Consider the following 23,852-nt stretch of genomic DNA (forward strand, 5'->3'; position numbering starts at 1 on the left):
AGAAGACCTGGGATAGACCTGGTAACGGGAGCAGAGATGCCAGCACCGAAAGAGCTCGATCCAACCGCCGGCCCGACAGCACGTTTTGGTGCCGAACTACGAAAACACAGATATGCGGCTAAATTGACTCAAGCGCAACTCGCCCAACGCATCGGCTACAGCCAGAGCCGTATCGGCAATGTGGAACGCGGTGATGAGAATCCAACCCGCGAGTTGATCGAGCTCTGCGAGAAGGCACTGGGGCTGGAGGGCGTTCTCCTCACCTACTGGCCTGCCATCAGCGGGAGCCGAGTTCCGGAGTGGTATCGGCAGTGGCCACCCATCGAGCGACGAGCCGATCAGATCATCAGCGTCGCGCCGCTCATCGTGCCGGGGCTGGCGCAGACCGAGGAGTACGCTCGCGCCGTCTTCGAGGGAGAGCCGGACGCGACACCCCAGCAGGTCGAGGAGGCCATCCAGGCCCGGCTGGAACGGCAAACCATCTTCGACCGCCCCACACCGCCTCAATACCTCGCAGTCATGGACGAAGGCATCCTGTATCGTCCGATTGGAGACGGCTCCGTGATCCGGCGCCAGCTTGAGCATCTGATCACCATGGCCGAGAACAACTGGTTCAACGTCCAACTCATCCCGTACGAGGCCCTATGTACGGCGGCGCTGGTGGGGCCGATCGTTCTGGCCCAGGAGGATGGCGTGCCAATCGCCGGATACGTCGAATCAGCCCTCCACGGTCGCGTTGTCGACAAACCCGACGAGATCAAGCGACTCGTACGCCGGCTCGAATGCGTGCGTAAGGCCGCGCTTCCCGAGTACCTGTCAATGCAGCGGATCAAGGAGAGAGTGACGTCGTGAAGTTAAGCGAAGACATCGCCAGGGAAATCTCGGACCCTACAGGCTGGGTCACCGCATCGAGTGGCCAGGGAGGCGAATGCCTGGAAGCCAAGCACCTGTCCAACGGCCGCGTCGCCTTGCGTGACACCGAGCAACCAGACACCGAGCCCTGGGTGCTCCGCCGCGCCGTCTGGGACAAGTTCGTCGCCGGCGCAAAGAACGGCATCTTCGACTTCTAGGGTCAGCGGCCCTCGGCGACCCGCTGGGGGCCGACACCCGAACTCAGGCGAGCCTGTACTTCCGCCTGATCGAAGCGGCCTCCTCCTCGGTCACCTCGCTCGGCGTACGATTCAGGACCTGACGCAACTCATCCACGATCGCCTGCCCTGAAGTGCGGGCACGGGAGCTGAACTGGGCGAGCTGGGCGTCGAACTGCTTGGCGGCCGGCCCGGTCCAGACCTTAGCCGAGTGGAACATCCGGCAGGGACGGTCGACGTCCGCGTTGATCTGCTCGATCATCGGGCCGATGGTGCTGACGGCCTGCTGGAGCGCCTCGTACAGGGGATTGCGCACCATCGCGGCCATCGGCTCAGTCCTTGGTCTTCTCGGGAGCGGGGGTCGCGTCGAGGATCAGCTTCGGCGCCACCAGCTTCATCATGGCCACCACGTCTGCGGCGTTGTCCCGTCCCTTGACGCCCTGGATGAGTTCCACGATCACCCGGTCGGAGCCATGCACCAGCATCGCAGCCGCCTGAGCTTCATCGGCGCTGCCGTTCTGCCCGTAGGAGCCAATCGCACCGGGAACGATCTCTGGCAATCGCCGGGCTCCATGACTGACTTCCCACGCGACCTCACTTTCCGATCCAGCGGGAGAAAGAGTTATTTGTAGTACTTTTGGCTTGTTTCCGGTGGGCTCGTAGACGCGGCATGAACCCGTGCCATAGTCCAAACCGTCAAGTTCCCTTCCCACTGTGAGGTCGAAGAACCCCTCGACAATTGGATCCCGTAGCCCTGTCATGAGCCGCACCGCATCGAGCGGCACATAGTCGCAGACATAGGGCGCAGCAGCTATCGACGGAAGTGGCCTCCTGTCGACCGGCGGGCTTTTTTGCTGCTCGCACGCGGTGAGTAAGATCATTGCGCTTAGCAGTACGACCGATACGGTGCGAGGAATTCTCCACATCACTGGTGCTCCGGCTTGCCATCCTCGAAGCCCCAGCGCGACTCGTTGCGGGCCCGATTCCATGGCTGACCGGCGAGCCCGTCGTATAGCCACGTCTGGTAGGCATCCAGTCGAGGCTGGACACCCCCCGGATAAGGTGCCATCTCATGCTGTGTCATCAGACTATTTCCGTCATCCTTCAGGAAGTTGTTCGGCGACTTACGCGGGTCGTCCCCCTTCTCCACTCCATCCAGGGATCCCCATGGATGCGTGGGAGCGGCAGGCTCGCTCTTGCCGAACAAACCGTTTCTAAGCATGGCGTCGGCAATCAACTGATCGTGCAGATAATGTGCCTCACCCATAGCGATGTTGGCCTCGTACGTGGCCTTGACCCTGTTCAGATCGGTCTTGGCCGAGTCCTCGATCAAGCTGGTCCACGAACCCAGAGTGGTAGCCGTTATCGCCCATGCAGCCGTCTGCGGGATGCCGAGCCCTGTGTTGACCGCAGCCATGAATACCTTCATGTTCCGCTCCTGCTGCTCGTCCAGTTTCGTTCCCAGCTCGATTTTGGCTAGCCCGCTTGCATGTGTGATCAGTCCGAGACCCGCCCCGGTTTCCCGTATGTTGGCCAGGAGCGATTTCGTGCTCTTTCCTGCCGCTGCTTGTGCGGCGCCATGGTCGATCAGTTTCCTCGACCACGCAATCTGAGCCGCCATCACCGTTGCCAGCGCCTTGGCATCATGCTTGAAAACATCTTCCATGACCTTGTGGAGGGCCGGCTTCTCGAACTGCGCGCCCCATAGCTGATCACTCGCCAGCAAATGAGGACGATCGTTCACGAACACGCTGGATTTCCCGCCGGTCTTAGGTGCTTCGGCAATACGATTGACATCGTTTATATACGCGCTGATGATACGTGCCGCACTGCCGGTCGTGGCAAAGGCAGGCCCTTCGGTTCCGGCCAGAACGCGCTCGGCCTCCCAGCGGATGAAATCCGAGGCGATCTTGGCCGAGATGAATCCCGGCGACGGTTCCGGGGGTGAGCCGTCGCGATCGCGGTAGGTCATCGTCGCCGCTTCCAGCGCCGCCCCGAACGCCGCCCCGTCGTCATGCATCCGCCGTTCGGTGACGTACCGCTTCATGATGCCGGGGTCGCCGACGAAGACGTCCTGGGCTGCCTTGGGGTGGTTGGCGAGCGCCTTCATGACCCCGATCATCGGATCGTGCGGAATGCCGGTCGCTGGCTTCTCGTTCCAGGTCTTCCGGTCCAGGCCCTCAAGCGTTTTGGCGGCGGCCACCAGGAAGTCCCGGCTGAACTTCCCGTACGGGAGCACCGCCGCGAGCGCGTGCTGATCCACCGGCACACGCAGATGGTCGAGCAGTTCCTTCCGCCATGACTCGCTCAGCCGCGGGCTGGCCGCGCCGAGCGTCTTGCCCAGCGCCGCCTGTAATCGCTGCCTCCGCTCGTCCTTGTGGTAGACCAGCGCCGCCATGAGGTGGCGGAACCTCTCCGTCCCGAGCGCGTACATCAGGGAGGTGGCGAATCCTGCGTCGCCCGCCCGTTTCTCCAGCTCGGCGACGGTCTTCTCGTCAACTTCGCCGTTACGGTCGACCTCACGCAGCTTGAGTGCCGCCGCGTACACATCCGGCTGGCTGGAGGCGGCGCTGTACAGGTGCTCGTCGAACGGCGCCAGCCCGCCGGCCCCCACCGCGCCCCACTCCGGTTTCGCCGCCTGGATGGTCTCGTTGCGGCGGCGCAGTTCCGGCCGCTTGGCGCCGATCCAGTTGCCCAGTTCCCGCAGCGCGTTCAGCCGTGAGGTGTCCAGATCGAGGTCTTCCAGGGTGCGGCGGATCCGCGGTTCGTGCCTGCCGAGCGTGCTCTCCGCCTGGCCGAGATCGCGCTCGAACGCGTGCATCAGTTCCGGGTCGATCCCCGAATACTCCCAATCGGGCGGCTGCGCGACCGCCGGTGGGGTCCGGGAAGGCTCCGCCGGGCCTTTCTCGGTGCGTGCCTGGGGCTTGTCCGGCGGCCGCTCGGGTGACGGCCGAGGATTCGGCGACGGGGTCGTCATCAATAATCTCCGGCACGGTCGAGAACAGCCGGATTATCCCCCGGCCCAGGGGTCTCTATAGGTGCCGCATAACAGAACAGCATGGTCATTTCCGACTCCCAGCCGCAGACACCATGCTGTACGTAGTCGGTGCTCGCAAAGGTTCGCCGTTCCTTCAGACAGCTTCAGCACACCTATCCGCATACCGCAGTATGCTTGCCCTATGGCGGACACGACACGTATCACTGTGACCTTGCCGAGCGATCAGGTGACCGAGCTCAGAAAGCTCACCGACAACGTCTCCGGCTACGTCGCCGAGGCGGTGGCACGCCAGTTGCGGCACCAACTCCTCGGCGAAGACCTGCGGCGTCACCAGGAAGAGCACGGGGAGTTCACCGATGAGGAACTGGCTCGCGCTCGCGCCAGGATCTTCGGGTCCTCCGACCACGACGGCGCGGCGGACCCGTCGTGATCAAACGTGTCGAGACCGTCGTCCTGGACTGTCAGGGCCTGTCCGCCTGGATCGCGGAGGACCGTAAGATCCTCGCGATGTTGCAGGTGTTCCACACCATGGGTGCCGACTTCGTCATCGGGGCCAACACCATCGTCGAAGTCAGCCACGCCCGGGTGAACATGTCCCGACTGCAGTGGGTGCTCTCCCGGATGAAGGTTGAGCCGGTGACCCAGGGCACGGCGAAAGTGTCCGCGAAGTTGCTCAAAACCGCAGGGCTGCACGGCCACCGGCACGCGATCGACGCGACGGTCGCTGAAGTAGCTCTGCGCCAACCGGCTCCGGTCGCCATGCTGACATCCGATGTCGACGACATGGCCCGGCTGTGCGGCGACCGGGTCAAGATCATCGGCATCTGACCAAGCCCGTCGCACATAGAGCCCGGAGGACTGGATCAGTCGGCGACGAGTGCTCAGGGCTGGCTCCACAGGCGGCTCGCTCGTACCCTGGTGATCCCCCACTCACTCCCCCAGGAGGTCTCCTCGTGCCACAGCTCGCCTTCGCCAGCACCTTCTGGGAGAGCTATGACGCCCTGGAGAAGGACGTCAAGGCGGGGGTGCGCAAGGTGATGCGGCGGTTCCAGGAACTCACCGTCAACCAGCTCCACGGGAAGAAGGGCGTGCACCTGGAGTCGGTCGCACAGGCGAAGGACTCCCGCATCCGGACCGTACGGATCACCGGCTTCTGGCGAGGTGTGGTGCTGGCAGCGACGTCTTCCTGCTGCTGAACATCCTGCCGCACGACGACGCCGACGAGTGGGCGAAGAAGCGCCGGGTCAGCGTCAACAGCGCCACCCCGGCGCCGGAGGCTTTCGCGAGCCTGTTCCCGGAGGGCCAGTTCGAGGTGCTGCAGTATCTCGCCGAGGGCTTCGCGCCCGAGGAGGTCTACCGGGACATGGTCGCCGAACGACGGCCCGGCGGCGATCAGGTCGGCCAGCCGAGCCTGGAGATGGCGATCGCCAACACCATGAGCCACATCACGCTGGCCACCGGGCCGCAGGGGCCGGCCGACATCCTGGAGAAGCCGTTCGCGGCGTGGCGGGTCTTCCGCGAGGGAGTCGTTGCACGTGTCGTGGAGCGGGACGCCGAGTCCGTTCCTGCCGATCAGCGCCGCGCCGAAGGACGCAGCGCGCCGCTGGTGAGACCGTCGCGGGCCGGCGAGGCCGCTCGATCACCCAGTTCGGCACCCTGGCGTTCGAACTCTTCGAGCGCCAGGAAGGCTTCCCCGTACAGCCGCTGCTCCTGCCCTGGGTTCTCCGCCGGGCCGTCTGGACCAAGTTAGCGGCAGGCGCGAAGAACGGCATCTTCGACTTCTGACGTTACGGCCATGCGACTCCCGGCGATTCCCCCTCAGGGTCGAAGCGTTCTCAGGTGGTGCACCGAAAAGGGAGAACGGTGCTTCCGTCGAGCCGCAGGAGCTTGTGGCGAAGCGATCCACTGTCCGCGGCCCATGGGGGAGCCGCGGACAGTTGATCTGCTCACCTTCGCAGGGGAACGCATCCGTACAGGTACGTGGCCTACGTTGCCGAGCATTCCTGCCGGGCTTTTCCGCCATGCGAGGGCTGGTGCACACCGGCGGATAGAGCAAACCTTTTGCCCTGTTCCAAGCAGGCTTTTCGAATGCGCGCTTAGTAGCAGCGCTCCTTGACGGTGATGGTGACGGGGTCGGACAGGGTTTGCGTCCCGTCCGAAGCCGTCATCTGCGCCGTGTAGACGCCGATCGGGAGCGGGTCGAACTCTGCGAAGACCCAGCCGTTGATCGTTGTCGAACCGTTCGAGTTGGTGTGATTCGAGCCGGGTGGGATTTCGTCGGCCTGGGTGACGACAGCCCCGGGGGGCAGATTCTCCACTGTGACATGGACGGTCGACGACCAGCTGCCGACGACAGCGGCCACGAAGTATGTCCAGTGAGAGTGGCCGTGTTTGATGCAGATTTGGTTTTCCCCCATGAGGTCCCACGTCGCCGCCGAAGCGGGGGTGCTGCCGGCCAAGGCGATGGCCAGTCCTGCCGTCGCGCCGAGCGCCGCTCTGGCGGCGCGGTGACTGATTTTCACGGCTGCCTCCCTTGGTTCTTGTTCCACAGAAACCTCTGACTCAGCAATCATTGATGATTAAAGAACCTTCTGACAAGAAAGTTTCTGTGTTCTTATGAAATTTTCATTCGAGAGTAAAGGGAAGATCGTCCAGCCGGGCGAGGGCGGTCAGGCCGAGAGGGCGGCCGCCGCTTCCCGGTAGATGACATCGGGGTCCTCGGACAGCCATGCCTTCACCTGGCGGCTCCAGTCGTCGGCGAGCACTTCAGGCCGGTGCGCCTCGATGCCGTCGAGGGCCGCCGCGACGATCGCCTCGGGAGCGCTCTTGTCGCCGTCGTACCAGGCCATCATGTCGGTGTCGGCGGCGCCCAGGTGCAGGCCCGTGACCAGGGTGCGCTGTCCGGCCAGTTCCAGGCGTGCGCTGTTGGTGAGCGCCCACTCCGCGGCCTTCGCCGCGTGGTATGCGCCCGCACCGGCGGAGGCGAACCATGAGATGGCGGACAGAACGTTGAGGATCGCGCCGTCGGCCAGCTGGGGCGCGAAGGCACGGATCACGTGGAGAGTGCCGTAGAAGTGGGTGTCCATCTCGCGGCGGATCGCGTCCAGGTCTCCGGTGACCACATTCGTCCCGGTCGAGATTCCCGCGTTGTTGATGACGATCTTGACGTCGGATGCCGCTGTCACCGCGGCGGCGACCGATGCCGGATCGGTGATGTCCAGCCGCAGCGGGACGACTCCCGGCACGTCGATGAGGTCGGGACGACGGGCGGTGGCGTACACCTTGCCGGCGCCGCGGTCGAGGAGGGACAGGACGAACTGCCGGCCCAGGCCGCGGTTGGCCCCGGTGACCAGCACATGTGCTCCGTTGATCTGCATGCCGATACGCTAAGACCTGACGTTGACGTCAGAGGCAAGTCTTGTGATGGAGGTCATGGTGCGGATCGGCGATCTGGCGGCGAGGTCGGGCGTCAGCGTGCGGGCGCTGCGCTACTACGAGGAGCAGGGACTGCTGGAGGCGCACCGGAGCAGCTCCGGGCAGCGCCACTACCCCGAGTCGGCGGCCGACCGGGTCCATCTGATCCAGATGCTGTACGCGGCCGGCCTGTCCAGCCGGACCATCGCCGAGCTGCTCCCCTGCGTCGAATCCAAGGTCAGCACTCCCGCCACGCGCGCCCGGCTCGCCGCCGAGCGCGATCGCATCGATGCCCAGATCGCGGAGTTGACCCGTACCCGTGATCGTCTGGACACGGTCATCCGCGTCTCCGAGAGCCCGGACAGCGACTGCACCAGACTCGCGTATCAGGATGTCCCCGCAGAAGCGGATCGCTCCACGACCCCGTGATGCCGTGCGGCCAGGGCAGGGCACGGCCCCGAAGCCCGGTGGGTGGCGTCAGGTCTCGATCGTCCCGATCTCCTCGTACTGCTCGATGGCGGAGGTGGTGTCCATGCCGGGCGCCTCGCGGTCGGAGTGGGCGGCTTTGAACGAGTCGGAGCGCAGCCAGGCGATGAAGTCCGCGCGGGAGTCGAACTCCATCGTGGACACGTAGGGCTGCCCTTCCTCCGTGGGGCGCAGGAGGGAGCTGCGCCGCAGGCCGGGGACGCCGGCGAGGGTGGCGCGCATGCTCTCCATGAAGGTGGCCTCGAACGCCTTGGCGTCCTCGGCGGGAACGTCGATGCGGTTCATGATCATGTGCATGGGGGTGCCCTTCTCCGTAGCGCCATGGCTCTTTTCCCGACGCCCTGTCGGGATGATACCAACGCACCGTCGATAAGTGGTCGCCGAGTTGCAAGCGAACCCTGCGACTGGGCACGCCTGGGTGATGATGCGGGTACCAACTCAGTGCGAGGCCGCCGACGGTGGCGCCGGCTTCGGCGGCGACGGCGGCGACTGACCGGGAGACCGGCTCGGCCGCGTCTCAGTCGGTGTCGGTGGCGGCGAGGACGTGGACCAGGAGGCGGTCGGGGTCGAGGGCGGCGATGCCGACGTCCCAGGCGACCTGGTAGAACCAGGCGGTCGAGGCGTCGAACAGGACCCAGGTGCGGTCGGCGGCGTCCTCGACGCGGGTGCCGCCCGCCAGGGCGGTCATCGACTGCCAGGCCAGCAGCCTGCCGTAGGCGCCGCCCCGGCCGCTGCCGTAGGCGGAGCCGGTGGCCGCCGCCGCGAACAGGACCCGCATCACCTCCGACAGCGTGGCGGCGCGCACGGTCACCTCGCCCTCGCCGGCGAGGCAGGTCAGCCCGAGCCCTTCCAGCAGCTCCGCGTCCAGCTCGGCCGGCATCGCGAGCCGGAACGCCCGCGCCTCGATCCGGCCGTTGGAGTCCTCCACCCAGTTCTCCACGGCTGCCGTGAGCAGGCCGGGCGCGAGCAGCTCCACCGCCGGCATCTGGTGGCCGGGCCGCCGCGGGAAGCCGGACCGCTCGACGGGACCGAACGGGATCGCGTACGACGCCCCGCGCAGGCTGTACGAGGGCAGGTCCAAGGCGTCCTCGAAAGGCAGCAAGGCCGGCGGGAGGATGGCCAGGGGGTGGTTCGCGTCCGCCAGATGGGCGGTCACCCGGCGGACGGCGCCGTGCTGGCCGATGTCCGGGTGACGCAGCACCAGCTCCTGCGTCAGGCACGCGAACAGCTCCGGCGCCTGCTCGTACTCCTCGTACAGCGGCAGCAGGTTGTCCACCGGCTGGGCGGAGGCGAGCTGGGCGGCGGCCAGGCGGACCCGGGAGTCGAGCTGCTCGGTCGCGGCCAGGCGCACGGCGCAGGCCGCGTTGCCGGGGCCGGGGGTCAGCGCCAGGGCCTGCTGGATGTGGAGCAGGACGGCGTCGCGCTGCCAGCCGGGCTCGGCGGCGCGCAGGGTCAGGGCCAGCTCGTACAGCTCTCCGGCCCGTCCCTCGGCGGCGGCCCGCTCCACCAGGTCGTAGTGGCGAGTGACGTCCTCGGCCTCGTGAAGTCCGGCCGGCAGCTCATCCAGCGACATGGGCGTCCTCGTGTAGGTCGGGCCACGCAGCATACAAGCGGACGTGATCTACGGCGAGCCCCGCGACCGGACTGGACGGGCTAGCGCTGCTTGAGGCGCTGCGCCTCTTTGCGGACCTCGGCCTGGGTGGAGCGCTCCTGCTCCAGCCACGCGGGGTTCTCCGCCTTGAGCGCGTCGATCTCGGCGGTGGTGAGCGGGTCGGTGATGCCGTTTCTCATCAGGCCGGAGATGGACACCCCGAGCTTCGCGGCGACGACCTGCTTGGGGTGGGGGCCGTTGCGGCGCAGGTCGGTGAGCCAGGCGGGGGGTGAGGCCTGCAGCGCGTTCAGCTCGCTCCGGGAGACCACGCCCTCCTGGAACTCGGCGGGGGTGGCCGAGAGGAGGATGCCCAGCTTCTTGGCCGCCGTCGCGGGCTTCATCGTCTGGGTGGTCTTGGGCTTGGGCGTGGTCATGGAGTCCAGCGTAGTCAGGCGGAACCGGTCCTTCTCACATCGGTACGCTGACGGGGTGACTCTTGAGGAGACCGGCGGGGTGTTCCGGCTGGCGTACCCGCCCGGCGTGACACCGGCGAAATGGGTCGGCGTCTGGGCCGAGAGGGTGCCCGACGTGCCGCTCACCCTGGTCCCGGCTGCCGCCGCCGACGTGGTGGGCCTGTTGCGCGGCGGGGGCGCCGACGCGGGGTTCGTGCGGTTGCCGGTCGACCGTGACGGGCTCAGCGTGATTCCCCTGTACGTGGAGACCACGGTGGTCGTGGTGCCGAAGGATCACGTGGTGACCGCGGCCGACGAGGTGACCGTCGCCGATCTGGCCGACGAGGAGGTCTTCCACCCGCTGGACGACGCCATCGAGTGGACGGTCCGCCCCGGGCGGCCCGCGTTCGAGCGGCCGGCCACGACGGCGGACGCGGTCCGGCTGGTGGCGGCCGGGGCGGGGCTGCTGGTCGTCCCGCAGTCGCTGGCGCGGCTGCACCATCGCAGGGACCTCACCTACCGGCCGGTGCCCGGCGCGCCGCAGTCGCAGGTGGGGCTGGCCTGGCTCACGGACGCGACGACCGACCTGGTGGAGGACTTCATCGGGATCGTCCGCGGGCGCACGGCGAACAGCTCGCGGGGCCGTGCGCCTCAGGCTTCGGCGGAGAAGCCGGCGCGGCGGGAGGCGGCGAAGCCGGTCCAGCGCGGCTCCGGACGCCGGGGGACGGCGACCGGCGGCCGGAAGAAGGGCCGCCGGTCCCGCTGACCGTTCGAACAGAAGTGCGGGTGGTCAGAAGGTGAAGGCTCCTCGGGTGAGGGTGTCGAAGTGGTCCAGGTCGTCGGCGGGGCGGTCGAGGCCGCGGAGAGGGCCGTGGTCGGCGAGGTGGGCGTCGGCGTAGAGGCGGGCGACCAGGGCCTTGCGGGAGCCGTGGCCCGCGCGCTCCTCCCAGCCCGCCTGCTCCACCAGCAGCGCGGCGGCGTACACGTCGGCCATGAACTGGGCCAGCGGGTAGAGCCGGGCCTCGGCCACGGCCGGGTCGAGCGAGGACCAGGCGGTGATCGCCTTGCCCAGGTCGTCGACGCGGCCGCGTACCAGGGACCAGTCGCCCGAGGGGGCCCGGTCCACGGCGGCGGCCAGGCGGTCGAGGAACGGCTCGTGGGCGTTCTCGCGCAGCATCGCCCGGCGGACGTCGAGGCAGAGGATGTGGTCGCCGCCCTCCCAGATGGGGTTGACCTGGGCGTCGCGGAGCAGCCTGGCGACCGGCCACTGCTCGATGTAGCCGTTGCCGCCGTGCACCTCGACGGCGTCGCTGGCGGCGGTGAGGCCGAGGCGGGCGGCGCGGAGCTTGATCAGGGCGGGGGCGAGGCGCAGGCGCGGCCCGACGTGGCCGTCGAGGACGAGCGCCTGGACGGCCTCGACCTCGACGATGAGCTCGGCCAGTTTGCGGCGCATGAGGGGCTGGTCGGCGAGCGGCCGGCCGAACGCCTCGCGGGCGCGGGCGTAGCAGAGCGACTCGGTCAGGGCGCGCCGGGCGATGCCCGCGCCCATCATGGCGACGCCGAGCCTGGAGGCGTTGGTGAGCTTCATCATCGTGCCGAGGCCGGAGCCGGAGCCGGGCCCGGCCAGCAGAAACGCCTCGGCGCCGCTGAACTCGACCTCGGCCGAGGCGACCGAGCGGGTGCCGAGCTTGTCCTTCAGCCGTCTGATGCGCACGCCGTTGCGGGTGCCGTCGCGGCGCTCCCACAGCACCAGGAACGGCGCCACAGAGCCTTCGTGCCTGGCCAGCACCACGAACGCGGACCCGTTGGCGTTGGAGGCGAACCATTTCAGTCCGGTCAGCGACCAGGCGTCGCCGGACGGCTCGGCGGTGGTCTCCAGGGCGGCCAGGTCGGAGCCGCCGGTCCGCTCGGTGAACATCTGGGCGGCTTCGCCGGAGTAGTCGCCGTTGGCGAAGATCTCCCGTACCCGTTGCTTGACGTCGTCGGGCGCGTGGCGTTCGGCGAGCGAGACGACCATGTCGCCGCCGGTGCCGAGCGCGCAGCCCATGCCGATGTCGGCCTGGTCGAGCAGGTAGGTCCAGGCGGCGGCGAGCGCGGCCGGGTCGGCGCCGTGGGCGCGGGCCTGCTCGGCGAAGGCCGGGGAGGTGAAGTTGTCGGCCATGAGCGCGTCGCGGGCGGCGTGGAACGAGGGCGGCATGACGACCTCGCTGATGTCACGCCCCCATTTGTCGTACTTCTCCAGCCGGGGCGGGTTGCGGTCGGTCTCCTCCGCGTGCGCGGCGATCGGGCCGCCCATGAGCGCGCCGAGGCGGTCGAGGTGCGGCTCGGCCCAGGCGTAGCCGTCGCCGAGGTGGCGGCGCATGAGCAGCTGGAGCGACGGGTCGCAGCGCCACCAGTTGCGCCCCGCGGCTCCCTGGTAGCGCTCGGTGGCGTAGCGGTCGCTGGAGTCGAAGGGTTCGACGAGATACCTGCCCATACCACCGAGCATTACATATCATCGACACGCGATGGAAGAGCGTAATACACTCAGCGCCCGCTCGGCCGTGCTCAGCGCGCTGCTGGGCAGCCATCCGCCGAGTCTGCCCGCCCGCCGCCTGGTGCGCGTCGGCGCGCTGTTCGGCATCGCCGAGGGCACCGTACGGGTCGCGCTGTCGCGCATGGTGGCCGCCGGCGACCTGGTCCAGTCCGGCGGCCGCTACGCGCTGACCGAGCGGCTGGCCGAGCGCCAGGCCAGGCAGGACGAGAGCCGCGCCCCGCACACCCGGCCGTGGGACGGCACGTGGGAGATCGCCGTGGTCACCGCCGAGCGGCGCGCGCCCGCCGACCGGGCCGCGCTGCGGCACGCCATGACCACGCTGCGCCTCGCCGAGCTGCGCGAGGGCACCTGGATGCGGCCCGCCAACCTGCTGCGGGAAGAGTGGCCGGCGGTCGTGACCGCCCAGTGCACGCTGATCGACGGCCGCCCGCACGCCGACCCCACTCCCCTGCTGTGGGATCTCGACGGCTGGGCGGCCGAGGCGCGCGGGCTGCGGCGCTCGCTCGACCGCGCCGAGGGACTGGCCGAGGGGTTCCTGGTGTCGGCGGCGGTGCTGCGCCACCTGCTGGCCGACCCGCTCCTGCCGCCCGAGCTGCTGCCGGACGACTGGCCGGGCGCCGGGTTGCGGGCCCGCTACGACGACTTCGACCGCCGCTTCCGCGAGCTGCTGGACCGGCATCTCAGAGATTGACGCCGAACACCACCCGTTTGCGCCGGAACTCGGCCAGGCTCCACACCTTGCCGCCCCGGGCGGTCAGGTCCTCCGGGCCGATCGGGAACGGCCGCCGGGCGAGCTTCCCGTTCTCGTACACGAGCAGCTTGCCGTTGGCGCCGGAGCCGGCGGACTGGCTCAGGTACCACCGGCCGTCGCGGGAGATCGCGCCCTGGATCTTCTCGTGCCCCATGACGAACGCGTCCGCGGGCTCGCCGTCCAGCTCCAGGTTCCAGCGCACGACCCGGCCTTCGCGGTGGTCCTCGGCGTACTCGCCGGAGATCAGCGTGTGCGGGGTGGTGCTGCGGTCCAGGCCGACGAACGAGAACCTGGCGCCCTTGACCGCGACCCTCCAGAAGTCGGTCTGCGGGATGACGTAGCGGTAGCCGAAGGCGTGCAGCCGGCCTCCGTGCCGGCCCACCCGCTCCCCGTCGCCCACGCCGGCCTGCGCGCTGGTCAGGTCGAGCACGTTGTTCAGGTCGAAGACCCGCAGGCCCCTGGTGGTGTCGGCGACATAGAGCACGTCGCCGTAGCAGGCGACGCCGCCCGCGTGGATGTCGATGGGCTTGTACGACCCGTCGGGGGCGGCCTCGACCAGCAGCGCGTGCCGGTATTTCAGCGTCGAGGGGCTTAAGAACGTCACCCTGATCCCCCGCTCGCCCTCCTCCGGCCGGTAGTACCACGTGGCGACGAACACCGAGACCGGGATCGTCCCGGAGTCCGCCCCGCAGGTCAGCCCTTGCGGGTACCAGTCGGCGGTCTCCTGGTCGCCCTGGTCGAACGCGTACCACACCGACGGCTTGGGCATCGACCCGAACGCCTCGGGCGCGCCCTTGCGCACGGCCTTCCTGTTGGCCTGGGCCAGCACATCCTTGATCGGGGCGGCGCGGATCTCGCCGGCCAGCTTCGCCGCCCCCTCCGCCAGGGTCCCGGTGTCACGCACCAACCGGAAGGGGGTCCCGTCGGTGGGTTTCATCCCCGTGTCAGCCATGCATCCCTCGCTTTTCCCGTCTGTACGCAAGAGTCTGACGGAAGGGGTGACGAGAAGGTTGCGTCACTACGACCACAGGTGTACCGGCAGCCCCGACAGTGCCAGCTCCCGGTAGCGGCGCACCAGCCGCGCCCGGTCGCCGCCGAACTCGGCCAGCTTCTCCCGCTGCCAGGCCGCGCCGGTGCGGCGCAGCCGGGTGCGCTGCTCGATGATGCCGAGCGCGTCGTCGGCGTCCTTCACCGACACGCCGTTGGCCAGCAGCGCGGCGCGCGCCTCGGGCAGCAGGCTCAGCACCAGGTCGGCGGCCTCGAACTCGCCGTCGCGGCCCGGCCACGACAGCTTGGCGTCCAGCCCGTGCATGGCCGCGCGGTAGAAGTTCTGGTACGCCTCCGCGAACCGGTAGCCGGTCAGGTCGCGCTCGGCCTGCGCCAGCGTCAGCCCGAGCAGGAACGCGGTGTTGGCGGTCATGTCGGCGCACGACGGACCGGCGGGCAGGGCGCGCATCTCGATGCGCAGGTGGCCGCCGTCGGCGGGGTCGTAGACGGGCCGGTTCCACTGCCAGATGGTGCCCTGGTGCAGCCGCAGCTCGGGCACGTCCGTACGGTCGCCGTCCTCGACGAGGTTGGGCACGACCGGGTCGTAGTCGTTGACGTACCGTTCGAAGAGCTCGTACGCGCCCTCGCGCACCCAGTCGGAGCCGAAGGTCACCCGCCCGTCCTTGCGGTAGAGCCGCTCCACGTCGCGGTCGTCGGCCGCCTCCTCGAACAGCGCGATCCTGGTCTCCTCCCACAGCGTCCGGCCGAGGAACGCCGGCGAGTTCCCGCAGGCCGCCAGCACCGGGCCGATCGCCAGCTGGGCGGCGTTGAACAGCCGGGCGAACCGGTTCGGCGGCACCCGCAGGTGCACCTGCCAGGAGGTGTTGGCGCTCTCCAGGATGACGTTCTCCACGCGCAGTTCCAGGTCCTCGACCTTGACCAGGAACGGTTCCAGCCGCAGCCGCCGCAGGCCCCTGCGCAACGCCTCGTAGCGGTTCTCCTCGCTCATCGCGTCGGCGGTGAAGTCGCCCACGTCGAGCGTCGGCAGGATGCCGATGGGCAGCGCCCCGCCTCCCTCGACGGCCTCGTCAACCATGCACATCGTCTCCTGGATCTCCGCCCCCAGCCGCTCGAACGGCCGCCCGGCCAGCGGGATGGGGGTGAGGTTCACCTCGATGTTGTAGCGGCCCAGCTCCAGCACCACGCGGGGATCGCCGAGCCGGTCGCGCACCTCGCTGTTGCGCGGCAGCGGCCTGCCCTGCTCGTCGACGAGGAAGAGCTCCAGCTCCGCGCCGATCGTGACCGGCCCCTCGCCGAAGCCGGGGCGGTCGAGCAGCTCGCGCAGCACCGTGAGCTGCTCGTGGAGCCGCTCGCCGAACCGCAGGAATTCGTCCTCGGTAAACCGTGCTTTATCCAGATCCTGTCCCATGCCCCTCATCTGTCCTGGGAAGGGGGGTTGACACCCGTCACCAGGTCACAGTGCGCTGTCCTGCGGAACGGGACCGTGACGCGAGGCCTGTGCGAGCTGCGGCGACTCACTCTAAGCTCATGAGATGCGTGCTGTTGCCTACGACGAATTCGGTGGCGAGCTCGACCTGCGCGAGCTGCCCGACCCGGCGCCCGCCCCGCACGGGGCGGTGATCCGCGTCGAGGCCACCGGCCTGTGCCGCAGCGACTGGCACGGCTGGCAGGGGCACGACCCCGACATCCGGGTGCTGCCGCACGTGCCCGGCCACGAGCTGGCCGGGGTCGTGGAGGCGGTCGGGGCCGAGGTGCGCGGCTGGCGGCCGGGGGCGCGGGTGACGGTCCCGTTCGTGTGCGCGTGCGGGTCCTGCGCGGCGTGCCAGGCCGGCGAGCAGCAGGTGTGCGAGCGGCAGACGCAGCCGGGGTTCACCCACTGGGGCTCCTTCGCCGAGCTGGTGTCGATCGACCACGCCGACGTCAACCTGGTCGCGCTGCCGGAGGAGATGTCGTACGCGACCGCGGCCTCGCTCGGCTGCCGGTTCGCCACCTCCTTCCGTGCGGTCGACCAGGTCGCCGAGGTGCGGCCGGGCGAGTGGGTCGCGGTGCACGGCTGCGGCGGCGTCGGCCTGTCCGCCATCATGATCGCCACCGCGGTGGGGGCCAGGGTGGTGGCCGTCGACATCAGCGGCGACGCCCTCCATCTGGCCGAGCTGGCGGGCGCCACCCACTTCGTCGACGGCTCCGCGGGCGACTCCGCCACCCAGGTGCGCGAGCTGACCAGGGGCGGCGCGCACGTGTCGATCGACGCGCTGGGCAGCCCGCGGACCTGCGCCGCGTCCGTCGAGAGCCTGCGCCGCCGGGGCCGCCACGTGCAGGTCGGGCTGCTGCCCGGCGCGGCGACGCCGGTGCCGATGGGCCGGGTGATCGCCCAGGAGCTGCGGCTGCTGGGCAGCCACGGGATGGCCGCGCACGCCTACCCGCGCATGCTGGAGCTGATCAGGGCGGGCGTGCTCCACCCCGACCAGCTCGTCACCCGGACGATCGGGCTGGCCGACGCCGGCAAGGCGCTCGCCTCGATCGGCTCGGTGGCGGGCGTCACCATGATCATGCCCCGCGGCCCGTTCTGAATCGCGCTTTTCCGGCCTACATGGCTGGGTATGTAGCCCCGCAGTGACCAGGACCCCACAGACCGCGAGGAATCCGCGATGATCCGCACCATGCTGGCTGAGGATATGCATCTGGTCCGCGGGGCGCTCGTCGCCCTGCTCGCCTACGAGGAGGACATCGAGATCGTCGCCGAGGTCGACAGAGGCGACAAGATCCTGCCCTCCGCGCTGGAGCACCGGCCTGACGTGGCCGTGCTCGACATCGCGCTGCCCGGCAAGGACGGGCTGGTCGCGGCGGGCGAGCTGCACGACGAGCTGCCGGAGTGCGGCGTGCTGATCCTCACCGGGGTCGGCACGCCCGGGCTGCTCAAGCGGGCGCTGGACGTGCACGTGAGGGGTTTCATGGCCAAGGACGCGCCGCCCGGCCACCTGGCGGACGCCATCCGCCGGGTGGCCGACGGGGAACGGGTGATCGACTCGGAGCTGGCGATCGCCGCCATGCGGCCGCCGGACGCGCCGCTGACCCGGCGGGAGCTGGACGTGATCGGCGCGGCCGCGGAGGGCGCGTCGGTGCCGGAGATCGCCGCGTCACTCTTCTTAGGGGAGGGAACCGTCCGCAACTACCTGCACCGGACCACCGCCAAGCTGGGCGCCCGCAGCCGCATCGACGCCATCCGCATCGCCCGCGAGGCCGGCTGGATCTGAGGTGTGCCGCGCGATGAACGCCAGCGCGTCGGCCGCCAGCGCGATCGAGCGGCTCGCCGCCCGGGCGCCGTGGCCGACGTCCGGTTCGTGCCGCAGCAGGATCGGCCGGTCCCCCGAAGTGGCGTGCTGCATCGCCGCGCACATCTTGCGGGCGTGCATCGGATCCACCCGGGTGTCGGCCGCCGACACCGTGAACAGCGTCGCCGGGTAGTCCACCCCCTCCCTGACCCGGTGGTAGGGAGAGTACGCGAGCAGCCACGGGAGCTGCTCCGGTTCGTCGGCGCACCCGTACTCGGCCACCCAGGACGGCCCGAGGCCGGAGTGGTGGTAGCGCACCATGTCGAGCAGGCCCGCCGAGCAGACCGCGGCCGCGAACAGGTCGGGCCGCTGGGTGATGGCGGCGCCGACGAGCAGGCCGCCGTTCGACTCTCCCCAGACGGCCAGCCGGTCCGGGGTGGTCCAGCCGTCGGCGATCAGCTTCTCGGCGGCGGCGACGAAGTCGTCGAACACGTTCTGCTTGCGCTCCAGCATGCCGTCGCGGTGCCAGGCCTCGCCCTCCTCGCCGCCGCCGCGCAGGTTGGCGATGGCGAGCACGCCGCCGGCCGCCACCCAGGCGAGCGAGTCCGCGGCGTAGCCGGGCAGCAGGGGGACGCCGAACCCGCCGTAGCCGTTCAGGATCGCCGGGCGCGGCCCGCCCCCGGTGTCCGGGCGGGCGATGACGATCATGCGGATGCGGGTGCCGTCGGCGGATTCGTACTCGACGTGCCAGCTCTCCACGTCCGGCGCGGGCGCCTGGCCGGGCGGGGCCGCCCACAGCTCCGCCGTGCCGCCGCGCGCGTCGTACCGCCACACCTGGGGCGGGGTGACCGCGTCGGTGTAGCTGAACCAGGCCTCGTGCCCGCGGCCCGGCCGGGACGTGAACGCGCCGACGGAGCCGTTGCCCGGCAGCGGCACCGGCCCGGCGGGCTCTCCGGTCTCCGCGTCGTACACGTTGATCTCCGCGACGGCGTGGCGGACGGCCGAGACCAGGAGCCTGCCGCCCTCCAGGACGGTGAAGGCGCCGAGCACGGCGTCCGGGTCCTCGGGGACCAGCTCGCGCCAGCGGTCCGGCTCGGCCGGGTCGGCCACGCACAGCCTGCGCCGCGGCGCGTCCCGGTCGGTCAGCAGGTAGAGCCGGCCGTCCGGGCCGATCCCCGCCGCGGTGCGCGCCCGCACGCCCCGCTGGGCGGCGCGCAGCGACGGCTCCTCCGGCCCGCCGCGCGCCAGGTCGGCGACCCACACGTCCTGGTACGCGGACCCGCCCGCGGAGACGAGCAGCCACCGGCCGTCGGGGCTGATCGAGATCCCGTACCCCACGGCGCCCGCGCCGCACACCGGCACGTCCTCGGCGACGCCGAGCCGGTGCAGGAACACGCCCTCGTGGAAGCGCACGTAGTAGAACGCGTCGCCGCCGGGCAGCCACGCGACCGGGGAGTAGCGGCAGCCGCCGATCGGGCCGTCGAGCACCAGGCCCGTGTCGAGGTCGCGCACGTAGAGGTCCGCCCGCTCGTCGCCGCTGCGGGAGAGCTGGTACGCCAGCAGTCTGCCGTCCGGGCCCGGGTGCCAGTCGTCGAGGGTGGTCAGGCCGGCGGGGTCGAGCTCCATCGGGTCCAGCACCGGCACGCCGTCGCGGTACAGCACCGGGTGCTCCTGGCCGGCGGACTGGCTTTGGTGGAAGCAGCGCTCGCCGCGCCACACGGGCGGCGTGACCATGCCGACGGCGCCGAGCTCGGTCAGCCGCGCGTGGAACGCCTCGCGCAGGGGCGGGGCGGCGCCGCGCCACAGCTCGTCCTGCTCGGCGAGCCACGCCTTGGTCTCGGGGCTGCCGGGGTCCTCCAGCCAGCGGTACGGGTCGGCGACGCGGTGGCCGTGGAGGTCTTCCACGAGCGGCAGGCGCACGGTTTCTGGATATCTCATGGCACATCCCGGGTCTCTCAGGGGACGGTCTCCGGTTGCCAGTGACCGGCCAGGTCGGCGTAGAGCGGCGATCGGCGGATCAGCTCCTCGTGGCTGCCCACTGTCGTACGTGAGCCGTCCATGAGCAGGATGCGGCGGGCGCGCAGGGCCGAGGTGAGCCGGTGCGCGACGACCACCAGCGTGCCGCCGCGCCGCGTGAACGCATCCTCCACGCGGGCCTCGGCGGCGGGGTCGAGGTGGCAGCTCGCCTCGTCCAGGATGATCAGGCGGGCGGGCGACAGGTAGGCCCGCACCAGCGCGACGAGCTGCCGTTCCCCGGCGGACAGCGCCTTCGGCTCGACCAGCGCGCCGTACCCGCCGATCCGCTCGACGAGCCACTCCGCGCCCAGCGCGGCCACCGCCGGTCCGGGGTCCGCGCCGTCGCTCAGGTAGGTGAGGTTCTCCCGCAACGTGCCGCGGAAGACGTACGCCTCCTGCGGGATGAGCACCCGCGCGGAGTGGTCGGCCGCGTGCGCGGGGACGCCGCCGATCGTCACCTCCCCCGCGCCGGGCCGCAGCACCCCGGCCATGAGCGCGGCGAGCGTGGACTTGCCCGCCCCGCTCGGTCCCACCACGGCGAGGTGGTCGCCTTCCGGCACCCGCAGGTCCAGGCGGTCCACGACGGGCTCCGAGTGCGGCCCGTACGCGAACGTCACGCCGCGCAGCGTCACCTCCGCGCCCGCGGGCCGCGCGCGCGGGGCGGCGGGCGGCTCCGGCGGCGCCCCGGCGACGATCCGCGACAGCGTCGCCACCAGCCGCACCCCGCTCACGCCGAGCCCGTGGACCAGGCCGTTCAGCGCGGGGACCAGCGACTGGGTGAGGTAGGCGAGCATGCCGACGATGACGCCCGCGCCCGCTCCCCCGGAGGCCAGCCACGGGGTCCCGGCCAGCACCAGCACGACCGGCAGCCACCCGCCGACCCCGAGCGCGGCGGTGCGGACGGCGGTCACGCGGGCGAGGGCCCGGGCGGCGGCGGCCTGCGCCTCCACCCGGCCTGCCAGCCGGTCGGCCACCCGGTCCTCGTCCCCGCACGCGACGATGTCCCGCAGGCCGCCGGCGGTGACGGCCATGGCCGCGGCCAGCTCCTCGTCGGCGATCAGGAAGGCCCGCTGCCGCCGCGCCAGCAGCGGCAGCGACATCAGGAACAGCCCGAGCCCGGCGGCGAACGGCGGCAGCACCAGCACCAGCGCCCCCGGGGCCAGGGTCAGCATGCCGAGCAGCACGCCGCCGGCGGTGAACGCGAACCCGCGCACGGTGGTGACGACGGCGGCGAAGGCGTCCCTGGCCAGCTCGACCTGCATCCCCGCCCTGGCGACCGCCGAACTGTCCTGGCCTTCCCGTACGGCGCCCTCCACCACACGGGTCAGCAGGTCGTCGCGGAACGGCTCCGCGACGGCCGCCACCGCAAGCACCACCTGGCGCGCGGCCAGCGCCGCCACCACCCACGCGCCTCCCAGCGCCGCCAGCCAGCCGAGCCCCGTCCCCACGCTGCCGGCGGCGAACCCGTCCTCGATGGCCCGCGCCACGGCGTGCCCGATCAGGAACGCGGGCAGCGCCTCCAGCACGGACCACGCGGCGATCCTGGCGACCTGCCCCGGCCGCCGCCACACCGCCTGCCACACCATCCCCGTCACCCTGCACCTCCCCGCGTCCAGGGAGTGCCCGGACGCCGAGCGGCGGCCATCGGCGTGGCGCAGGCGACCGAGATACGGCGGACAACGCGAGGCCGAGACTTGGGCCCCCGCGTTCCCTTCCGAGGAGTGACCGGGTGACGGGCGGCGCGAACGGCGGTGATCGGGGTGGCGCGCGCGGCCGAGGTCCGGCGGACGACGCCCGGCCTGGATCCGGGCCTCCGCGTCCCCTTCCGAGGAGTTGCCGAATGCCGGGCCGCGCGAACGGCCGCGAACGGGGTGGCGCGGGCGACCGAGGTCCAGCGGGCAGCGCGCGGCCGGGGCTTGGGCCCCCGCGTTCCCTTCCGCGGAGTGACCGGGTGCCGGGCCGCGCGAACGGCGGTGATCGGGGTGGCGCGCGCGGCCGAGGTCCGGCGGACGACGCCCGGCCTGGATCCGGGCCTCCGCGTTCCCTTCCGAGGAGTGACCGGGTGGTGGGCGGCGCGAACGGGGGTGATCTGGGAGGACGGTCTGACCGGAGGGCGGCCGGGGTTCTGGGTGGGGTGGAGGGTCATGGGGTGGCTCCCTGGAAGACCGCGCGGTAGTCGGGGTCGGGCCACAGGTCGTGGTGCGGGGCGACGGCGCGGAGGGCGCCGTCGTGCAGCCAGACGACCTGGTCGGCGCGGGCGGCGGTGGCGAGGCGGTGGGCGACGACGATCCGGGTGCGGCCGCGGGGGTCCGCGGTGAGCGCCAGGGAGACCTGACGTTCGGTGACGGTGTCCAGGCTGGAGGTGGCGTCGTCGAGCACCAGCAGCCGCTCGCCGCGGGCGAAGGCACGGGCCAGGCCGAGCCGTTGCCGCTCGCCGCCGGACATGGGCGCGGCGTCCAGCGGGGTGTCGTACCCGGCCGGCAGCCGGCGCACGAAGTCGTCCGCACGGGCCGCCCGTGCCGCCGCCTGTACGGACCCGGGGCCGATGGCCTCGCCGACGGTCTCACCCACCAGGACGGGCCGTTCGAACGCGTACCCGACAGCGCGACGCAGCCCGGCGCGCGTCAGCTCGGGCAGCGGGACCCCGTCGAGCAGTACGGTGCCGCGCGCCGGGTCGGCCAGCCGGGCGGCGAGCGCGGCGAGCAACGACTTCCCGGACCCCGAACGACCGACGACGGCGGTGACGGACCCGCCGGGGATCACCAGCCGCGGCACGGCGAGCCCGTCGACGACGACATCCCGGAACTCCACCGTCCCCCGCCCGCCGTGCCCCGGAGGAATACGAGGCGAACCGGCCGCCTTCCCCCCGCACGGGCCAGACACCCCTGCCGTGGACGAAGAGGAGACAACACCACCCTCCGGAGATGCCGGGACCTCGGCGGGTGAGGTGGCGGTCTGCGGAGAAGGGGTCCCGTTCGACGACGCCGGAACCTCGGTGGGTGAGTTAACGGTCTGTGGAGAGGGGGGTCCGTTGGGGGACTCGGGGAGGGTTCGGGTGCCGTAGGAGGGGGTGGGGGTGGTGAGGATGTCGTTGACGCGGGATGCCGCCGATCGTGCCCGGGCGAGGCCGCCGAAGTAGCCGAGGGCAGAGCTGAGGGAGGCGCCCAGCACCGCGTACCGGGCGGCCGCGTACAGCTCGCCGACGGTGAGGTCGCCGGCCGCGAGCAGGAGGCCGCCGGCGGCGAGGACCGCCACCTCGACCAGGGGCACGACGAGACCGGCCCGCACGCCGGAGGAGGCGTTGGCCCGCCACAGGTCCATGCCGTGCGCGCGGAGCCGGGGCAGCGGCGCGAGGACGCGGCGCGCCTCGGTGGCGGCGGTGCCGGCGGCGGCGATGGTGCGGGCGCCGTCGAGCGCGTCGACCAGCCGGCCCGCGATCTCGCCCTGCGCCTCCTGGTAGCCGCCCGCGATGGCGGTGCTGGCGCGCAGGAAGGCGCGGAGCACGACCAGGATGACCACCACCCCGCCGACGAGGGCGAGCGCGAGCCGAGGGTCGATGAGGACGAGCGCGACCAGCGCCCCCACGGTGGGCACCATGAGCGACAGCGCGCCGGTCACCGCCTCGGGCGCGCGGCCGACCTCCTCGGCGTTCAGGCCGGCGCGCGTGACCAGCTCCCCTTCGGGGAACCGGCGGGTCATCAGGGGTCCGGCGCCGAGCACGTGCCGGAGCACGCGCAGCCGCAGCCGGGACGCGGCGTGCGCGACGCTGGCGCCGCGCGCCCACACGCCGAGGCTCTCGCACAGCGTCGCGGCGGCGACCAGTGCCACGCACAGCCCGAGCCAGAAGACCCGGTCGGGCCCGGTGGCGAGGAGGGCGTCGACGGCGCGGCCGATCGCGTACGGCAGGGCCAGCTCGGCGGCGGCGCCGCCGATCGCGGTGCCGGCCAGGACGGCCGGCCACGGGCCGCCGCGCCGCACCGCGTCCAGCACCAGCCGGTCTTGGGCCCGCACCGGGAGCCTCCTTGGGGGTACCTTGGTACTACGGGGCTGAGTTGGGAAGGGCCCCCGTGCCGGTATCAGCGGTACGGGGACCCTAGGCCACACAGGATCAGTGGCAGATGGCGACGCTCAGGTTGCTGGGCTTGCCGGAGTGGCACGTGAGGACAGTCAGCGAGCTGCCGCCGCTGGCCACGTCGGTCGACGCCGGAGCCTCCAGACCCTGCAGGTCGAGAAGAACCAT

General features: G+C 71.0%; 26 protein-coding genes. 11 read left to right on the forward strand and 15 right to left on the reverse strand.

Annotated features, from left to right (window positions below; translation table 11 throughout):
- Nucleotides 1-36: 36 nt before the first annotated feature.
- Nucleotides 37-852 carry a Scr1 family TA system antitoxin-like transcriptional regulator gene (locus tag ACIBF7_RS16195; protein ID WP_397197444.1) on the forward strand — a complete coding sequence of 272 codons (816 nt, stop codon included), beginning with the start codon at nt 37-39 and terminating at the stop codon, nt 850-852.
- On the forward strand, nt 849-1,070 hold the full coding sequence (locus tag ACIBF7_RS16200) for a DUF397 domain-containing protein (RefSeq protein WP_397197446.1): 222 nt from the start codon (nt 849-851) through the stop codon (nt 1,068-1,070). The genes ACIBF7_RS16195 and ACIBF7_RS16200 overlap by 4 nt, the downstream gene beginning before the upstream one ends.
- Before the next feature lie 43 nt (nt 1,071-1,113).
- Here ACIBF7_RS16200 and ACIBF7_RS16205 read toward each other — a convergent pair whose 3' ends face one another.
- Genes ACIBF7_RS16205 through ACIBF7_RS16215 form a run of 3 tightly spaced genes read right to left on the reverse strand, consistent with a single transcriptional unit; the run spans nt 1,114 to nt 4,065 of the window.
- The gene (locus tag ACIBF7_RS16205) at nt 1,114-1,416 is read right to left on the reverse strand and encodes a hypothetical protein (protein WP_148030641.1); all 303 of its coding nucleotides are present in this window, start codon (nt 1,414-1,416) and stop codon (nt 1,114-1,116) included.
- A 4-nt stretch (nt 1,417-1,420) separates the two neighbouring features.
- The gene (locus ACIBF7_RS16210; RefSeq protein ID WP_148030640.1) at nt 1,421-1,969 is read right to left on the reverse strand and encodes a hypothetical protein; all 549 of its coding nucleotides are present in this window, start codon (nt 1,967-1,969) and stop codon (nt 1,421-1,423) included.
- A gap of 44 nt (nt 1,970-2,013) precedes the next feature.
- Nucleotides 2,014-4,065 carry a hypothetical protein gene (locus ACIBF7_RS16215; RefSeq protein WP_397197447.1) on the reverse strand — a complete coding sequence of 684 codons (2,052 nt, stop codon included), beginning with the start codon at nt 4,063-4,065 and terminating at the stop codon, nt 2,014-2,016.
- Nucleotides 4,066-4,312: 247 nt separating this feature from the next.
- Here ACIBF7_RS16215 and ACIBF7_RS16220 point away from each other — a divergent pair, with 247 nt between their 5' ends.
- The 4 genes from ACIBF7_RS16220 (at nt 4,313) to ACIBF7_RS16235 (ending at nt 5,836) form a co-directional block, all read left to right on the forward strand.
- Nucleotides 4,313-4,516, forward strand: coding sequence for a hypothetical protein (locus tag ACIBF7_RS16220; RefSeq protein ID WP_397197448.1), 204 nt, complete (start codon nt 4,313-4,315; stop codon nt 4,514-4,516).
- Entirely contained in the window at nt 4,513-4,914 is a 402-nt protein-coding gene (locus tag ACIBF7_RS16225; protein WP_397197449.1) for a DNA-binding protein, read from the forward strand. The genes ACIBF7_RS16220 and ACIBF7_RS16225 overlap by 4 nt, the downstream gene beginning before the upstream one ends.
- A gap of 125 nt (nt 4,915-5,039) precedes the next feature.
- Entirely contained in the window at nt 5,040-5,282 is a 243-nt protein-coding gene (locus ACIBF7_RS16230; protein WP_148030636.1) for a hypothetical protein, read from the forward strand.
- A gap of 116 nt (nt 5,283-5,398) precedes the next feature.
- Nucleotides 5,399-5,836, forward strand: a complete 438-nt coding sequence (locus tag ACIBF7_RS16235; RefSeq protein WP_148030635.1) for a hypothetical protein — start codon at nt 5,399-5,401, stop codon at nt 5,834-5,836.
- A 346-nt stretch (nt 5,837-6,182) separates the two neighbouring features.
- Here ACIBF7_RS16235 and ACIBF7_RS16240 read toward each other — a convergent pair whose 3' ends face one another.
- Together ACIBF7_RS16240 and ACIBF7_RS16245 are read right to left on the reverse strand one after the other, a co-directional pair.
- The gene (locus ACIBF7_RS16240; protein ID WP_148030634.1) at nt 6,183-6,608 is read right to left on the reverse strand and encodes a DUF5980 family protein; all 426 of its coding nucleotides are present in this window, start codon (nt 6,606-6,608) and stop codon (nt 6,183-6,185) included.
- Between the two features lie 147 nt (nt 6,609-6,755).
- Nucleotides 6,756-7,463, reverse strand: coding sequence for an SDR family oxidoreductase (locus tag ACIBF7_RS16245; protein ID WP_397197450.1), 708 nt, complete (start codon nt 7,461-7,463; stop codon nt 6,756-6,758).
- Between the two features lie 58 nt (nt 7,464-7,521).
- Between ACIBF7_RS16245 and ACIBF7_RS16250 the strand changes: the two genes are divergently transcribed.
- A complete protein-coding gene (locus ACIBF7_RS16250; protein ID WP_397197801.1) occupies nt 7,522-7,929 on the forward strand; it encodes a MerR family transcriptional regulator in 408 nt (135 codons plus the stop codon).
- 48 nt (nt 7,930-7,977) lie between these two features.
- On the opposite strand, the gene ACIBF7_RS16255 is transcribed toward ACIBF7_RS16250, so the two are convergent.
- From ACIBF7_RS16255 to ACIBF7_RS16265, 3 genes are all read right to left on the reverse strand, one after another.
- Nucleotides 7,978-8,271: an antibiotic biosynthesis monooxygenase gene (locus tag ACIBF7_RS16255; protein WP_261808446.1), complete on the reverse strand. Its 294-nt coding sequence runs from the start codon at nt 8,269-8,271 to the stop codon at nt 7,978-7,980.
- 232 nt (nt 8,272-8,503) lie between these two features.
- A complete protein-coding gene (locus ACIBF7_RS16260) occupies nt 8,504-9,559 on the reverse strand; it encodes a DUF6183 family protein (protein WP_397197451.1) in 1,056 nt (351 codons plus the stop codon).
- Nucleotides 9,560-9,639: 80 nt separating this feature from the next.
- A complete protein-coding gene (locus ACIBF7_RS16265; protein ID WP_397197452.1) occupies nt 9,640-10,011 on the reverse strand; it encodes a DUF5997 family protein in 372 nt (123 codons plus the stop codon).
- A gap of 55 nt (nt 10,012-10,066) precedes the next feature.
- Between ACIBF7_RS16265 and ACIBF7_RS16270 the strand changes: the two genes are divergently transcribed.
- Nucleotides 10,067-10,795 carry a LysR substrate-binding domain-containing protein gene (locus ACIBF7_RS16270; RefSeq protein WP_397197453.1) on the forward strand — a complete coding sequence of 243 codons (729 nt, stop codon included), beginning with the start codon at nt 10,067-10,069 and terminating at the stop codon, nt 10,793-10,795.
- 24 nt (nt 10,796-10,819) lie between these two features.
- On the opposite strand, the gene ACIBF7_RS16275 is transcribed toward ACIBF7_RS16270, so the two are convergent.
- Nucleotides 10,820-12,505, reverse strand: a complete 1,686-nt coding sequence (locus tag ACIBF7_RS16275) for an acyl-CoA dehydrogenase family protein (RefSeq protein WP_397197454.1) — start codon at nt 12,503-12,505, stop codon at nt 10,820-10,822.
- A 31-nt stretch (nt 12,506-12,536) separates the two neighbouring features.
- Between ACIBF7_RS16275 and ACIBF7_RS16280 the strand changes: the two genes are divergently transcribed.
- Nucleotides 12,537-13,256, forward strand: a complete 720-nt coding sequence (locus ACIBF7_RS16280) for a PaaX family transcriptional regulator C-terminal domain-containing protein (protein ID WP_148030627.1) — start codon at nt 12,537-12,539, stop codon at nt 13,254-13,256.
- Here the strand turns inward: ACIBF7_RS16280 and ACIBF7_RS16285 are convergent.
- Nucleotides 13,246-14,268 (reverse strand): hypothetical protein, encoded by a 1,023-nt coding sequence (locus tag ACIBF7_RS16285; protein WP_397197455.1) that lies wholly within the window; start codon nt 14,266-14,268, stop codon nt 13,246-13,248. The two genes, ACIBF7_RS16280 and ACIBF7_RS16285, sit on opposite strands and share 11 nt — an antisense overlap.
- A gap of 66 nt (nt 14,269-14,334) precedes the next feature.
- Nucleotides 14,335-15,732, reverse strand: a complete 1,398-nt coding sequence (locus ACIBF7_RS16290; RefSeq protein WP_148030625.1) for a glutamate--cysteine ligase — start codon at nt 15,730-15,732, stop codon at nt 14,335-14,337.
- A 124-nt stretch (nt 15,733-15,856) separates the two neighbouring features.
- Here ACIBF7_RS16290 and ACIBF7_RS16295 point away from each other — a divergent pair, with 124 nt between their 5' ends.
- Together ACIBF7_RS16295 and ACIBF7_RS16300 are read left to right on the forward strand one after the other, a co-directional pair.
- Nucleotides 15,857-16,894 (forward strand): zinc-dependent alcohol dehydrogenase family protein, encoded by a 1,038-nt coding sequence (locus tag ACIBF7_RS16295; RefSeq protein WP_271278061.1) that lies wholly within the window; start codon nt 15,857-15,859, stop codon nt 16,892-16,894.
- 90 nt (nt 16,895-16,984) lie between these two features.
- A complete protein-coding gene (locus ACIBF7_RS16300) occupies nt 16,985-17,578 on the forward strand; it encodes a response regulator (protein ID WP_372452489.1) in 594 nt (197 codons plus the stop codon).
- Here ACIBF7_RS16300 and ACIBF7_RS16305 read toward each other — a convergent pair.
- From ACIBF7_RS16305 to ACIBF7_RS16320, 4 genes are all read right to left on the reverse strand, one after another.
- Entirely contained in the window at nt 17,471-19,534 is a 2,064-nt protein-coding gene (locus ACIBF7_RS16305; protein ID WP_397197456.1) for a prolyl oligopeptidase family protein, read from the reverse strand. The two genes, ACIBF7_RS16300 and ACIBF7_RS16305, sit on opposite strands and share 108 nt — an antisense overlap.
- Before the next feature lie 17 nt (nt 19,535-19,551).
- Nucleotides 19,552-21,198: an ATP-binding cassette domain-containing protein gene (locus ACIBF7_RS16310; protein WP_397197802.1), complete on the reverse strand. Its 1,647-nt coding sequence runs from the start codon at nt 21,196-21,198 to the stop codon at nt 19,552-19,554.
- 556 nt (nt 21,199-21,754) lie between these two features.
- A complete protein-coding gene (locus ACIBF7_RS16315) occupies nt 21,755-23,623 on the reverse strand; it encodes an ATP-binding cassette domain-containing protein (RefSeq protein WP_397197457.1) in 1,869 nt (622 codons plus the stop codon).
- A gap of 97 nt (nt 23,624-23,720) precedes the next feature.
- Nucleotides 23,721-23,852: a SapB/AmfS family lanthipeptide gene (locus ACIBF7_RS16320; protein ID WP_148030620.1), complete on the reverse strand. Its 132-nt coding sequence runs from the start codon at nt 23,850-23,852 to the stop codon at nt 23,721-23,723.

This window comes from Nonomuraea sp. NPDC050478 (genome assembly GCF_044458265.1).
Lineage (GTDB): Bacteria > Actinomycetota > Actinomycetes > Streptosporangiales > Streptosporangiaceae > Nonomuraea > Nonomuraea ferruginea.